This window comes from Curtobacterium sp. BRD11 (assembly GCF_031844345.1).
GTDB lineage: Bacteria > Actinomycetota > Actinomycetes > Actinomycetales > Microbacteriaceae > Curtobacterium.
Map to the genome: position 1 here is coordinate 311,484 of NZ_JAUZUZ010000004.1, position 12,727 is coordinate 324,210.

General features: G+C 69.5%; 19 protein-coding genes and 1 tRNA gene. 14 read left to right on the forward strand and 6 right to left on the reverse strand.

Annotated elements, in window-relative coordinates; genetic code table 11:
* Position 1: 1 nt before the first annotated feature.
* The 10 genes from Q9R28_RS11685 (at position 2) to Q9R28_RS11730 (ending at position 6,457) form a co-directional block, all read left to right on the forward strand.
* On the forward strand, positions 2-1,099 hold the full coding sequence (locus Q9R28_RS11685) for a hypothetical protein (RefSeq protein ID WP_311206166.1): 1,098 nt from the start codon (positions 2-4) through the stop codon (positions 1,097-1,099).
* 9 nt (positions 1,100-1,108) lie between these two features.
* The gene (locus tag Q9R28_RS11690; protein ID WP_311206167.1) at positions 1,109-1,939 is read left to right on the forward strand and encodes a polymer-forming cytoskeletal protein; all 831 of its coding nucleotides are present in this window, start codon (positions 1,109-1,111) and stop codon (positions 1,937-1,939) included.
* A gap of 36 nt (positions 1,940-1,975) precedes the next feature.
* Positions 1,976-2,431 (forward strand): hypothetical protein, encoded by a 456-nt coding sequence (locus Q9R28_RS11695; protein ID WP_311206168.1) that lies wholly within the window; start codon positions 1,976-1,978, stop codon positions 2,429-2,431.
* Positions 2,432-3,517 carry a hypothetical protein gene (locus tag Q9R28_RS11700; protein ID WP_311206169.1) on the forward strand — a complete coding sequence of 362 codons (1,086 nt, stop codon included), beginning with the start codon at positions 2,432-2,434 and terminating at the stop codon, positions 3,515-3,517. It begins immediately after the preceding gene.
* The gene (locus tag Q9R28_RS11705; protein ID WP_311206170.1) at positions 3,518-4,258 is read left to right on the forward strand and encodes a hypothetical protein; all 741 of its coding nucleotides are present in this window, start codon (positions 3,518-3,520) and stop codon (positions 4,256-4,258) included.
* A gap of 62 nt (positions 4,259-4,320) precedes the next feature.
* Positions 4,321-4,446, forward strand: a complete 126-nt coding sequence (locus tag Q9R28_RS11710) for a hypothetical protein (protein ID WP_311206171.1) — start codon at positions 4,321-4,323, stop codon at positions 4,444-4,446.
* On the forward strand, positions 4,443-5,153 hold the full coding sequence (locus tag Q9R28_RS11715; protein WP_311206172.1) for a hypothetical protein: 711 nt from the start codon (positions 4,443-4,445) through the stop codon (positions 5,151-5,153). Before Q9R28_RS11710 ends, Q9R28_RS11715 begins: the two co-directional genes overlap by 4 nt.
* On the forward strand, positions 5,153-5,422 hold the full coding sequence (locus Q9R28_RS11720; protein WP_311206173.1) for a hypothetical protein: 270 nt from the start codon (positions 5,153-5,155) through the stop codon (positions 5,420-5,422). Before Q9R28_RS11715 ends, Q9R28_RS11720 begins: the two co-directional genes overlap by 1 nt.
* Before the next feature lie 28 nt (positions 5,423-5,450).
* The gene (locus Q9R28_RS11725) at positions 5,451-5,888 is read left to right on the forward strand and encodes a hypothetical protein (protein ID WP_311206174.1); all 438 of its coding nucleotides are present in this window, start codon (positions 5,451-5,453) and stop codon (positions 5,886-5,888) included.
* Positions 5,885-6,457 (forward strand): hypothetical protein, encoded by a 573-nt coding sequence (locus Q9R28_RS11730; RefSeq protein ID WP_311206175.1) that lies wholly within the window; start codon positions 5,885-5,887, stop codon positions 6,455-6,457. The genes Q9R28_RS11725 and Q9R28_RS11730 overlap by 4 nt, the downstream gene beginning before the upstream one ends.
* 57 nt (positions 6,458-6,514) lie before the next feature.
* Here the strand turns inward: Q9R28_RS11730 and Q9R28_RS11735 are convergent, their stop codons facing one another.
* Genes Q9R28_RS11735 through Q9R28_RS11750 form a run of 4 tightly spaced genes read right to left on the reverse strand, consistent with a single transcriptional unit; the run spans position 6,515 to position 8,078 of the window.
* Positions 6,515-7,258: an SGNH/GDSL hydrolase family protein gene (locus tag Q9R28_RS11735; protein WP_311206176.1), complete on the reverse strand. Its 744-nt coding sequence runs from the start codon at positions 7,256-7,258 to the stop codon at positions 6,515-6,517.
* 23 nt (positions 7,259-7,281) lie between these two features.
* On the reverse strand, positions 7,282-7,485 hold the full coding sequence (locus tag Q9R28_RS11740) for a hypothetical protein (protein ID WP_311206177.1): 204 nt from the start codon (positions 7,483-7,485) through the stop codon (positions 7,282-7,284).
* Between the two features lie 39 nt (positions 7,486-7,524).
* Complete coding sequence (locus Q9R28_RS11745; RefSeq protein WP_311206178.1) at positions 7,525-7,785, reverse strand: hypothetical protein; 261 nt, start codon at positions 7,783-7,785, stop codon at positions 7,525-7,527.
* Entirely contained in the window at positions 7,785-8,078 is a 294-nt protein-coding gene (locus Q9R28_RS11750; protein ID WP_311206179.1) for a hypothetical protein, read from the reverse strand. Before Q9R28_RS11750 ends, Q9R28_RS11745 begins: the two co-directional genes overlap by 1 nt.
* A gap of 400 nt (positions 8,079-8,478) precedes the next feature.
* Here Q9R28_RS11750 and Q9R28_RS11755 point away from each other — a divergent pair.
* Positions 8,479-8,560 (forward strand) — tRNA-Met (locus Q9R28_RS11755).
* 311 nt (positions 8,561-8,871) lie between these two features.
* Here Q9R28_RS11755 and Q9R28_RS11760 read toward each other — a convergent pair.
* Positions 8,872-9,249, reverse strand: a complete 378-nt coding sequence (locus Q9R28_RS11760; RefSeq protein ID WP_251159577.1) for a hypothetical protein — start codon at positions 9,247-9,249, stop codon at positions 8,872-8,874.
* Positions 9,250-9,368: 119 nt separating this feature from the next.
* Between Q9R28_RS11760 and Q9R28_RS11765 the strand changes: the two genes are divergently transcribed.
* Genes Q9R28_RS11765 through Q9R28_RS11775 form a run of 3 tightly spaced genes read left to right on the forward strand, consistent with a single transcriptional unit; the run spans position 9,369 to position 11,274 of the window.
* Entirely contained in the window at positions 9,369-9,818 is a 450-nt protein-coding gene (locus tag Q9R28_RS11765) for a MaoC family dehydratase N-terminal domain-containing protein (RefSeq protein ID WP_251159576.1), read from the forward strand.
* On the forward strand, positions 9,815-10,240 hold the full coding sequence (locus Q9R28_RS11770; protein ID WP_066655238.1) for a MaoC/PaaZ C-terminal domain-containing protein: 426 nt from the start codon (positions 9,815-9,817) through the stop codon (positions 10,238-10,240). The genes Q9R28_RS11765 and Q9R28_RS11770 overlap by 4 nt, the downstream gene beginning before the upstream one ends.
* Complete coding sequence (locus Q9R28_RS11775) at positions 10,237-11,274, forward strand: UDP-N-acetylmuramate dehydrogenase (protein ID WP_066658454.1); 1,038 nt, start codon at positions 10,237-10,239, stop codon at positions 11,272-11,274. Before Q9R28_RS11770 ends, Q9R28_RS11775 begins: the two co-directional genes overlap by 4 nt.
* A gap of 118 nt (positions 11,275-11,392) precedes the next feature.
* Here the strand turns inward: Q9R28_RS11775 and Q9R28_RS11780 are convergent, their stop codons facing one another.
* Entirely contained in the window at positions 11,393-12,577 is a 1,185-nt protein-coding gene (locus Q9R28_RS11780) for a pyridoxal phosphate-dependent aminotransferase (RefSeq protein ID WP_066658451.1), read from the reverse strand.
* Positions 12,578-12,727 lie beyond the last annotated feature (150 nt).

The following is a 12,727-nucleotide window of genomic DNA, read 5'->3' on the forward strand; positions in this document are numbered from 1 at the left end:
GATGGCGTGGTCCTGGTTCATCTGCGACACCATCTCCGGTCGGAAGCTCGCACAGGTGGAAGCGGTCGGCTCCTCCCCGGCGACCCGGAAGCTCAACGGCGTCGGCACGGGAACGCACGAGTTCGTGACGTCAACCATCGGCGCAGGCAGCACGCCCGCAGCACGGCGCTCCTCCCGCTTGGACCTGACCCGGACGTGGGCGCGGACGGTCGTGCAGTGCTGGAACGGGAAGCCGATGTACGCCGGCCTCATCGTCGGCAAGGCCCCGGGTCGCGGTGGCACCGTGTCCCTCCGCACGGTCGACGTGCGCGAGGTGCTGAAGTACCGGACCACGTTCGGCATCAGCGGCTACAACGGTGCCGACGACGAGCAGCTGAAGCTCGAGAAGCAGTCGCTCGCGTCGATCGCCGGCTACCTCATCTGGGACGTCATGCAGGGGCCGACCGGGAACTGGCAGCTCCCGCTGATCCTCCCGCCGCGCGACATCGCCGGCCCCCACGACCGGACCTACCACGAGTTCAACCTGCCGGTGATCGAGCGGGAGCTCGCCGCGATCCAGAACACGGACGGCGGACCAGACGTCGACTTCGACCCCAAGTGGACGAGCAGCGACACCCTGCAGTGGGAAGCCCGCGTCGGTGCGCTCACCGGCAGTGCGCTGCAGTTCAACCAGTCCGTTCCGCAGCCGCCGCTGACGGACTTCGGGTTCGTCGAGGACGGCAACGCGCAGGGCAACGTGTTCTACGCGATCGGCAACGGCTCAGACCGCGACCTCAAGGTCGCACGCTCCGCGACGATCCTCGCCGCGGACGAGCCCGCGCTCGAGCGGATCGTTCGGTACACGCAGGAGCGGGACCAGACGGTGCTGCAGTCGCGCGCCGACGAAGACCTCCGCGTGTACAAGAACCCGACCCGGCAGTACTCGTTCTCGATGCAGGCCGACGGTATCCCGTCTGCCGGCAACCTCCGGCTCGGGCAGCGGATCAGCGTCTACACGCAGGACGACGACTGGCTGCCCGACGGCTGGCTCGACACCCGCCTGGTCGGCTTCACGATCGGCACCGGCAACACCGTGCAGCTACAGCTGCAGGAGCAGTGAGGAGGCCGCATGGGACGCATCGATGACCCGACCTCCGGCGCATGGGAAGAATTCGACCGCCGTCTCGCGGCGCTCGAGTCCCGGGTACCGCTGTCCGACTCCGCAGTGTCCGGCGGCCGGACCAGGTTCATCGGGCAGAAATCGTTCCTCATCGAAGGGTCCGGTGATGTCGAGGGGACGCTCACGATCACCGGCGTCGAGATCGTCGACGGAGAGCTCCGCATTCGCGGGGAATTGAACGTGACCGGACCGACAAGGTTCGAGGGGGACACCGACATCGCTGGGACCACCAGCGTCAGCGGACGCCTCGACGTGACCGGGCCCGCTGCGTTCGACGGGGACGTCGACATCAACGGCAAGGCCACGGTCACTGGCGACACCACCGTCACCGGCCCGTTCCACGTCGACGGCGAAGCCGACTTCGATGGACCTCTGCAAGTCAAGGGCCCGACCGACATCGACGGCGACACCGACATCAACGGGAAGCTCGGCATCAACGGCGACACCACCGTCCGCGGCGACGTCACCGTCGACGCAGGCGGACTCATCCGTGTCGACGACATGGTGATCGGTCGCCTCCCCGGCACGACGCAGGCCGGCATCAACTTCGGCGTCGGACAGCTCAAGTCCACCGGCGACCGCACTGTGCTGCAGTCCGGAGACGCGATCGTCGGCGTCCGCTCGAACCAGGTCGCGCTGCTGTTCGGGGCTCTCGGCATCGAGGTATTCAGCAGCGGCGTCTACCTGCAGGGCGTCGGCTTCCCGCCCGCCGGCATCCAGCAGTTCCCCGTCGTCACCGACTCGAACGGGAAGCTCTACCGCGCTCCCGCGAGCAACTGACCCGACCGACTTCTCTCGCCTCGACAAGGAGCGCCCTTGGCAACCGTCACCGGAACGCTGCGTGACTTCAACACGCAATCCCTCGGCACCACCGCTCGAATGGTCTTCACTCCGAGCAGTCCCGGATTTTCTCCGACTGCCATCCTCGCAGCACGACCCGTCGTCGTTCAGCCCAGTTCGACAGGCTCGTTCTCCGTCGAGCTCGAACCGACCGTCACGGTCTCACCGGAGACCTGGTACACGCTCCGTGTCGACTGGCTCGACTCGGAAGGTGGCTACGTCGCGACGAGCTTCTTCGACGGAAGGTTGTTCGTACCCGAGACGGGCGGGAAGCTAACCGACCTCATCGATGTGTCCCGGCCGCCGACGATCATGTTCGCCAGCCTCACGCCCCCACTGAATCCGACGCCTGGTTTGGCGTGGCTGGAAACCGACCCGGACAACCCGGACAACCCGTTGAACACCGGGAACATCTACGAATGGAGTGCCTAGATGCCGTGGCAGCTGCGTACCAACATCAAGGGCCCGCGAGGGCTGCAGGGCCCGCAGGGGACGCCAGGACAAGGCTTCGGGTCCAACGCGGTCGAGTTCTTCCAGGACTCGGCGGAGAGCGTGTGGGACGTCGCGGTCGGCTACCGCGACTCCTCCGGACGCGCGCGCATCCTGATCGGTCGGCGGAAGGATGGCACCTTCTACCCCGACCTCGGCAGCGGGGGCGGCGGTACGACGCCGACCGACAAGCCGGCGATCGTCCGGTGGGGTGACTCCCTGACGGCGAACTCTTCGAGCTCGGCGGCGGACCTCAGCACGCGGCTGGGCGGTCGGACGATCGTCACGCAGGGCATCGGCGGGCAGACGTCGCCGCAGATCGCTGCACGGCAGGGTGGCACGCCGGCGCGCGCGACCGTGACGGGTGGTCTGATCCCCGCGTCCGGTTCGGTGGCGGTGACACTCAGCGAGCGGCTCCGGTCGGACACGACGACGTCGACCCCGGTGGTCATCGCGGGTGTCGCCGGGTCGTTCGTCGCGACGGACAGCACCGCGTACCTGGCAGGCACGTTCACGCGAACGACAGCGGGTCTGCCAGCTGTCGTCCCACCGGGCACACCGGTACAGACGGGCTACGAGTACCGGGACATGTGGCCGATCCTCTGGTACGGCCGGAACAGCTTCACCTCGGACGCCGCGCAAGCGCAGATCGTCTCCGACCTGCGTGGCTCGCTCGAGTGGAACTACCACCGGGAGCACGCGCTGATCCTGTCCATCCCACCGTGGGTCGGCGAGGAGACCGGATCGTCCGGACGTGCCCGCCTGGACGCGGCGAACGCTGCGATCCGGGATGCGTTCCCCCGCGAGTTCGTCGACACGTCCGCTCGTCTGCGGAACGCAGACGTCATCACGGCGAGCGGGAACACACCGACGCAGCAGGACCTCACGGACATCGCGAACGGGCTCACGCCGACGGTGTTCCGCACCGGCTCGAACGGCACCGTCGACAACGGGCACCTCGGCCCGGCGGGCTACATCGCGCTCAACATGATCATTAACGAGATCTACACGGCACGGGGGTGGAAGTAGATGGGCGTCATCCTGCTCGGTACGGGGAAGGCCCCGAACCCGAACGACCCGATCGAGAACGAGCCGATGTACCCGCTCGGCCCGAACGACTACGCGCACCGGTACGCGGCGGAACGGCTCACCGGCGGCAACGGCACTGCGGTGTCGTCGTGGCCGGACCTCGTCGGCAGCGGCCGGATCGACATGCAGCTGTCCGGTGCGACCGGACAGTTCGTGCTCGCGACGGACACCGGTGAGAAGGTCGTCGTCTTGAGCCCCACGTCGGGCATTGACCGGAAGCTGACCGCGAACGGTGTCGCCGCGACGGGCACGCCAGGCACCATCGCGATGGTCGTCCGCGTCGACCCCGGCAACAGCGTCTCCGGCTCTCGGAGGTTCGCGTCCGGGTGGGGTGCGCGACTCGAGAAGGCCGCGAACCACAACTACCAGTACACGGGCAGCGGCGGCGGCATGTTCACCGGCGGCGCGCTCGACAGCTGGGCAGTCGTGATCTTCGAGACGGACGGCACGTCGCCGATGACCAGCGGCAAAGTGCTGCTGAACGTCAACGGGGCCGAGACGACGACCCTGACCGGACCGATCACGGCGTCAGCGGCGTACCCGACGTTGAGCCTGCAGATGAACGCGGGCACACCGGCGGAGTGCCGGTACGCCGAGGTTGTGCACTGGAACCGGCAGCTGAACGCGTCCGAGCGGGCGCAGGTGCTCGCCGCGATGCAGAACCGCTACGCGTTCATCTGACCTGCCCGCTGACCCACCGAGCCGTCCCGACCGGGACGGCTTTCGTCGTTGAAGGAGGCACCATGACGGTCACCGTCACGCTCCCCGAGGACGCCTACGTCTATACGGACGCCGACGACCTCGACACCACCAGCGCCCCTGTCGAGAACGGCACAGGCGACCAGACCGGCGGGGAGGGCCCCCTGTGATCCTCGACTCCGTCGCAGCCGTCGCCCGCGCTCGCGCCCAGCTCAACCAGCCGGACGGCGCTGGCGCTTGCCTCGCCAACGTCTACAAGTGGTTCGGCTCCGTCCAGTCCATTGGCCCCGGCGCTGGACAGTACGACTGGGCGATCAAGGGGTGGCGGTTCGCCACGAAGCGTCACCCGGGCGACTGGAACCCGCCGGCCGGCGTCCCGGTCTACTACGACGCCGTCGGCGGGGCCCGCTGGTCCGGCGACCGGAACTACCCCTGCGGCGACATCGGCCTGTCGATCGGCGGCGGGTACGCGATCTTCACCGACTCGCCGACGGGGAACACCGGCGTCATGTCGCTCCGCTCGAGGGCGGCACAGATCGGCCGCCCGTACCTCGGCTGGACCGAGGACTTCCTCGGCCACGGCACCACCAGCGGCGTCGCGTACGCAGCAGCAGCCTCCGGGCCGATGCCCGTCCTCGTCGTCATCCCCCATCGCCACACCACCACACCCGTAGGAGACATCGTGAACACGTTTATCGCCCGACTCGGTTCGAAGGGCATCCCCTTCCTCGTCAACCCCGAGACCATGAAGTGCTGCCGCATCAACGACGTCCAGGTCACGTTCTACAAGGCCCGAGGCATGGAAGAGCAGAACGGTAACCAGGCCCCCGGCATCGTCGAGAGCTTCGAGCGCGTGAGCGGTCGGGGCGCTGCCTGATGGGCGACCACGAGCAGACCACGTCCGGAGTCTGGCCGACCGTGAAGCAGAAGGTGGCGGAGATCCGGAAGGCGCTCGTCGCAGGCGCGACCGCGGGTGTCGGCGGCGCGTTCACCGCGGTCATCGCAGCCGTGCAGGAGAAGTCGGCTGGCGGCACGAGCATCACCGGCGACGAGTGGCAAGGCGTCATCCTCGCAGGGGTCGGCGTCGCGCTCACCGCGGGCTACGCCGCGTGGCAGGCGCGGAATCGCCCGACGCCGACCGACTGACGCCACCACCACGGGAAGAGGGAATCCGATGCGGACCCTGAGACAGATGCTGCCCGAGAACCGGGACTACCTCGTCGTGTACGCCTGGGGGGCGCTGTGGACCACGTGGTTCGTGGTGTTCACCCCTGACCCGCTCGCGTCGCTGTTCTACCGCGGCACGGTCGTGCTGGTCGCCGCGACGGGCATCACCGGCGCGGTCCTCGCGGCGGCCGGGGTGGTACGCAACGATCACCTCACGCTCGAGCGGCTCGGCGTAACGCTGCTGATGACGCAGCCGATCGTCTACACCGCGTTCCAGCTGGTGCAGACCATCGTCGACCTCGCTGTCACGGGCACCACGCAGCGATCGCACCTGGTGCTGCTGGGGCTGTGGCCGGCGTGGTTCCTGTGGAAGCGGTACCGGGTCCTGTCGCGTCGCGTCGCGGAGGCGAAGAAGACGCCGCTGCCGTCGGAGCGCACCGAGTGACGGCCGCGCTGATCGTCGCGTGGATCGCGACGAAGCAGACCCCAGCACCCGCCCCCACCGTCGACCCAGCGTCGGTCGCACCTGTTGGCCTCATCACGTCGACGCTCCTCTCCGCGGTCGTCATCGCGGCAGCGATCAGCGCCGTCGTGGCGTGGATCAACAACCGCCGCAACGCGCGCATCCAGGAGCGGAAGAACGCCGCCGACGAGGGCAACGACATCGTCGCCCGGTACAAGGAGCAGGCGGCGGAGGAGCGTGCCGCGAAGGAGTCCGCGGTCCGCACCGTGCAGAACCTCCTCGACATCTCTCAAGCGCAAGTCGTCAGCCTGCAAGCCACGGTCGGTCGCCTCAACGACACGATCATGACGTTGCAGCGCTCCGCCGAGTCGCAGCAGGGCCTCATCGACGCGATCACCGAGGAACGCGACCGGCTGCAGCAGGAGCAGGAACACCTGCAGCAGCAGATCAACGAGAAGCGCGACGAGCTCCTCAAGGCGCAGCAGGAGATCCTTGAGCTCACCTACCCGAAGTCGGTCGTCACCGACATCCGCAAGCGGCACGACGCCTGACACACGAGACCCCCACCGGGTTCCCTCACGGGAGCCGGGTGGGGGTCTTCTCGTCGTTCAGAGGGCGGACTCGACGCGAGCGGCGATCGCAGCGTGGCCGGTGTCGATCACGTGCTGCTTGTCGGATCGGACCATGTCGGGCGTGATGACGTTCGGGTCGAGGAGGCTGACGTAGGTCGCGTCGTTCGCGGACGCTGCAGCCTGTACGGCGGCGTCGAGCCCTGTGATCGCGTCGGTGATAGCTCCGGGGGCTGAGGGTCCGACGGCGATGATGCGGGCGTTGGGGAGGCCCTGGCGGAGGTCGCCGTAGACCTTGTTGATCGCCGCGGTGATGGTGCTGGGGTTGTTCCCGAACGCGCCGAAGTCGTTCTGCCCGCCAGCGACGACGACGACGTCTGGCTGCAGCTCGACAATCTCGGCGACACGATCGGTGTAGGCCGGGCAGACGTCGAGACCACATCCCTCAGGGCCAGCGGTGTGGACGTAGCCGGTGCCGCCCTGTCCGCGGTTCACTTCGCGCCAGCCCTCCTGTTTCGCGACGAGCGCGGTCCACCGCGTTGCGTCGGAAGACGCGCCGGTGCCCTGCGTGTAGGAGTCGCCGAGGAACACGGCACGAGGCGTCTTGTCGGCCTTCGGGGTTGAGCTGAAGGTCGGCGCAGGGGCTGCTACCGCGTTGCTGCCCGGCCTGGACGCTTCAACGTGCTGCATCGCAAGTACGACGAGAGTGACCGCCATGACGGCGACGAGCGCAATGATGATGCCCTTGTACGAGCGTGCAAACCAGGCCTCGAAGTTCCCCATGATGCGTTGATCCTAAGCGACGCTCAGGATGCGGCCCGCTCGTCGATGACGGGCAGATCCCGCGGTGCGTGTCGCTCGCCGCCGGACCCGTAATTCCACTCGCCAGTCGCTTCGTACCAGCGGACCGTCTTGTAGTGACTGGCGAGCGCCGCGACGACAGCGGCTCGGACGACGTAGAAGAGAATGACGAGCCCGAGGATGTACCCGAGGATGACGAGGATCTCCATAGTCGTATGCTGACTCCCGCCGTCGAATCTGACTAGCCCTCATCCGCGGGGCGCTGGTCGCACCGCATCCCTCCACACCCACGCCGTGTCGGAGCCCTGACCGAAGCCCCACTCGACGAGCACTGCACGATCCGTGTATGCCAGCACCCGCGCCTCGACCTCGAGGATCCGGTCGGGGAACTGCAGCCAGACCAGCACGGGGTCCGGCGCAGGCAGGTCGAGTTCGGGACCGCCCCGGGCGACCTCCGGGAGCGAGTACGCGTCGCCGAGCGTCCACCGATCCCGCCGGCGCTTCGCCATCAGTCCCGCCGCGGCGCGAGCGTCCGACGTCGCACGCTTGACCGCGGCACCCACGCACGCTGCAGTCGGCCCTGCCATGCAATCTCCACGAAGACCGCGACGTCGGAGCGTGCGACCGCGAACGCCTTCACGTCGCCGAGCTCGCCGATCTGCTCGAACATGAGCCGGCTGATCGTCACCGGCTCGGGCGGGTCCACGGGCTCCGGGCTGCCGATCTCGTCGAGGGGGAGTGATGCGGCCGCGTAGATCGGGACGTCCTGATGCTCGGGCGGTGCCCACCGGTGTTCGCTCACCCTCGGGATGATGACGGCGACCGCCGACACCCAGTCGACGTCAACCCCTTGAGGTTGATCTCGGGGCAATCAACCCTGACGGGTTGTGAGGGCACTCCGCCATCCGGCGAGCGCGCCGTCTACAGTTGTGGCACGGTGCCACACCGGCACCCAGCGAGCGGGACCGAATGGGCCGATGGGCTGGCGGTTCTGGCGCAAACTACGTCGAAAGGTGCTGCCGTGTTTGGGTTCGAATCCCACACGCCGTCTGCGCGGTTCGGGCATCCTGCGCCCTCGCACGCCACGACACTCCATTCCCCTCTACCGCACAACACTGCCCACGTTTTGCCCACAACCGGCGGCAACTGCACGGCACTCCGTTCCCCCTACATCCCCGCAAACATGCGGCATGACGGGGGAAAGCGGCTCCCCGTATGGAGTACATGTAGAGCACACGACTCATAATCGTGGGGTCACGGGTTCAAGTCCCGTCCTCGCTACCACAGGCCCGGCGGCCAGATCGCCGGGCTTTCGTCGTTCCCGGGGCGCGTCGTTCCCGGGCTGCGTCGGTCTCGAGGCACGTCGGCTCGGGGCGTCATCGGTCTGATCCGAGGCCCGTCGCTCCGCCCGATCCTTCCCATCGCGGGCGCTGTACCGAGTGGGATCGAGCATGCCGAGGATTCCTGGCAGACCAGGTACGCCCGTTCTCGCCAGGTGCGCCCGTTCTCGCCAGGTACGACTGTCCTCATCAGGCGCGCCCGTTCTCGCCGGGTGTGCCCGCCCCTGCCGCGCTGTGACGCTCCGCGGTCGCGCCTCAGCGCGGGGGAGTGGTCAGCACTCCCGCCCCCCGGAGGGCCCGTTCGAGCGTCGCCTCCACCTGCTGCCGGGCGCTCCGCCGACGCCCCGCACCGATGCCGCCCCCGGACACCGCCGTGGCGTGCTGGGCGTGCCGGAGCGTGATCGTGGTCGACGTCCCCGTGACGGTCGTCGAGAGCTCGTACCGCCGGAACTCCCGCGCCGGGTGCACGAGGGCGCCGAGCAGGATCGTCAGCAGCCGGTTGCCGATCGTCGCGGTGATCGTGCCCCCGGTCGACTCGACCCGGTGCCCGGTCTGTCGGAGTGCCGCGCCGGCGACCTCCATGGCGGTGCACCGGTCGCCCGTGTGGACCGCGTACTGCGTCGTGTGCTCCATGAGTCCCTCCCCGTCCCCGGAGTCGTACCCGGCGTCCCCCCGGACACCGTGCGGCGAGCATAGCCGATGCATGCTCAGGGAGAGGGCGTGTGTCGAGCGTGCTCGGTAGACTCCCACGCGTGTCAGTGAACCCCGAGCTCGTCGGCAGGACGTTCCCGCCGGCCCAGCCCTACCTGGTCGGTCGTGAGAAGGTGCGCGAGTTCTCGCGCGCCGTGTTCGCGACGAACCCGGTCCACCACGAGCCCGACGCCGCCCGCGCCGCCGGCTACACCGACGTGGTCGCCCCGCCGACCTTCGCCGTCGTCGTGCAGGAGGCGACGCTCGCCCAGCTCCTGGCCGAGCCGGACGCCGGCATCGACTTCTCCCGTGTCGTGCACGGTGAGCAGTCCTTCACCTACGACCGGCCGATCGTCGCGGGCGACGAGCTGACCGCCACGCTCACCGTCACCAGCGTGAAGACCCTCGGCGGCAACGCCATGGTGACCGCCGAGAGCACGATGCAGGACGCCTCGGGGGAGCACGTCGTCACCGCGACCTCCACCCTCGTGGTCCGAGGAGACGACGCATGACCACCGCACCCGCCACCGCGCTCGAGGTCGGCACCGTCGTCGCCGAGCGCGAGGTCCACCTCACCCGCGACGCGCTCGTCCGCTACGCCGGCGCCTCGGGCGACTTCAACCCGATCCACTACCGCGACGACGTCGCCGCCTCCGTCGGGCTCCCCGGCGTGCTCGCGCACGGCATGCTGACGATGGGGCTCGCCGTCCAGCCCGTTGCCGAGTGGCTCGGCGACCGCGGCTGGGTCCAGCGCTACGGCGTCCGTTTCACCCGCCCCGTCGTCGTCGACCCCGAGCAGGGCGCGACCGTCGGCGTCGTCGCGAAGGTCGGCACCGTCGACGACCAGGGGCGTCCGCAGCGCATCGACCTCACCGTGACCGCCGCCGGGCAGACCGTGCTCGGCAAGGCGCAGGTCACGGTGGTGTTCCGCTGACCGTGTCGACGCGACTCGCCGACCTCACCACGTTCCGCGTCGGAGGTCCTGCGGCGACGCTCCTGGTCGCGGACACGACCGACGAGCTCGTCGCGCACGCGCACACCGCGTGGCAGGACGACGAGTGGCTCGTCGTCGGTGGCGGCAGCAACCTGCTCGTCGCCGACGACGGCTTCGCCGGCACCGTCGTGCTCGTCCGGACGCGAGGTGTCGACGCCGAGCCCGACGAGGACGGCGTCACCGTCCGCGTCGCGGCCGGTGAACCGTGGGACCGGTTCGTCGCGACGACCGTCGAGAACGGTTGGACCGGCCTGGAGGCACTCAGCGGCATCCCGGGCACGGTCGGTGCCGCCCCCGTGCAGAACATCGGCGCCTACGGGGTCGAGCTCTCCGACGTGCTCTCCCGCATCGAGTTCCTCGACGCGTCGACGGGGGAACGCGCGTGGGTGGACGCGGCCGAGCTGGCGCTCGGCTACCGCACCTCGACGCTCAAGCACGGGCGACGAGGCGTGGTGCTGACGGTCGAGTTCCGGCTCGGCGCCACCGTGGTCGAGGGCGTGCCCGTCCGCTACGCCCAGCTGGCCGGCTCGCTCGGCGTCGAGCTCGGCACCCCGGTGGACCCGATGACCATCCGGACGACGGTGCTGCGCCTGCGGTCGTCCAAGGGGATGGTGCTCGACGACGCCGACCCGGACACGTGGAGCGCCGGCTCGTTCTTCACGAACCCGATCGTGTCGGCCGGGTTCGCCGAGACGCTGCCGCCGGAGGCCCCTCGTTGGCCGGCCGGCGACGACGTGAAGCTCAGCGCCGCGTGGCTCATCGAGCACGCGGGGGTGCACCGCGGGTACACGGTCCCCGGGTCGCACGCCGCGATCTCGTCGAAGCACACCCTGGCGCTGACCAACCGTGGGGGTGCCACCGCAGCCCAGGTCGCCGAGCTCGCGCGGTACGTCCAGGTGACCGTCCTGAACCGCTTCGGCGTCTCGCTGGTCCCGGAGCCGGTCGTGGTGGGGGACCTGCTCGGCGCGAGCTGACCACCGGACGGTCGCCGCGCCTCCCGGCCGTCGCAGTCTCGCGAGACGCAACGTGGGCGGCTCCGCGCAGCGGTCAAGCGCTGCGCGGAACCGCCCACGTTGCGTGCTGCGGAGGGGGCTACGCGGAGAAGAACGCCGCCAGCCGCCGGACGCCCTCGGCGATGTCGTCGTCGCCGAGCGCGTAGGACATCCGGATGTAGCCGGAGGGACCGAAGGCCTCGCCCGGGACGACCGCGACCTCGGCGTGCTCGAGGATCAGGTCCGCGAGCTCGAGCGTGGTCGTCGGGGTCGACCCCGCCCACTCGCGGCCGAGGAGCGCCGTGACGTCGGGGTAGACGTAGAAGGCGCCCTTCGGGGTCGGGGTGACGAAGCCCGGGATCGCGTTGAGCCCCTCGACGATGGCGCGACGGCGGCGGTCGAACGCCTCGCGCATCGCCGCGACGGGCTCCTGCGGGCCGGTGAGGGCTGCGATCGCGGCACGCTGCGACACGTTCGCCACGTTCGACGACAGGTGCGACTGCAGGTTGGACGCGGCCTTCACGGCGTCGGCCGGGCCGATGGACCACCCGACGCGCCACCCGGTCATGGCGTACGTCTTCGCGACGCCGTTGACGAGGATCGTGGTGTCGGCGAGGGCCGGCACCGCGTCGAGGATGCCCGTGAAGGCGACGTCGTCGTAGACCAGGTCCTGGTAGATCTCGTCGCTGACCACCCAGATGCCGTGCTCGAGCGCCCACTCGCCGATGGCCTTCGTCTGCTCGGCCGAGTACACCGAGCCGGTGGGGTTCGACGGCGAGCAGAACAGCAGCGCCTTGGTCCTCGGCGTGCGCGCTGCCTCGAGCTGCTCGACCGTGACGAGGTAGTCCTGGTCGCTGCCCGCGAAGACCTCGACCGGGACGCCGCCGGCCAGGCGGATCGCCTCGGGGTAGGTGGTCCAGTAGGGAGCGGGCAGCAGGACCTCGTCGCCCTCGTCCACGATGGTCTGGAACGCCTGGTAGACGGCCTGCTTCCCGCCGTTGGTGACGATGACCTGCGACGGGTCGACGGTGACGCCGGACTCGCGAGCGGTCTTCTCGGCGATCGCCCGCTTGAGCTCGGGCAGGCCCGTCGCCGGCGTGTAGCGGTGGTTCGCGGGGTCCTGGACGGCCAGGACGGCGGCGTCGACCACGTGCTGCGGCGTCGCGAAGTCCGGCTCGCCCGCCGCGAACGAGATCACCGGACGACCGGCGGCCTTGAGCGCCTTGGCCTTCGCATCGACCTTGAGCGTCGCGGACTCGGCGATCGCGGCGATGCGCGACGCGATGCGCGGACGGTCGGAGGTCGCGGCGACGGAGTCCGTCGCGGTCTCGGGGGCGGTGGACTCGGGGCCGGGGGCTGCGGTGCTCACGGCCGCCAGCCTACCGGCGCGGCACGCCGGAGGGAGCGGCCGAGTGGACAGCGTGTGACGGACTCC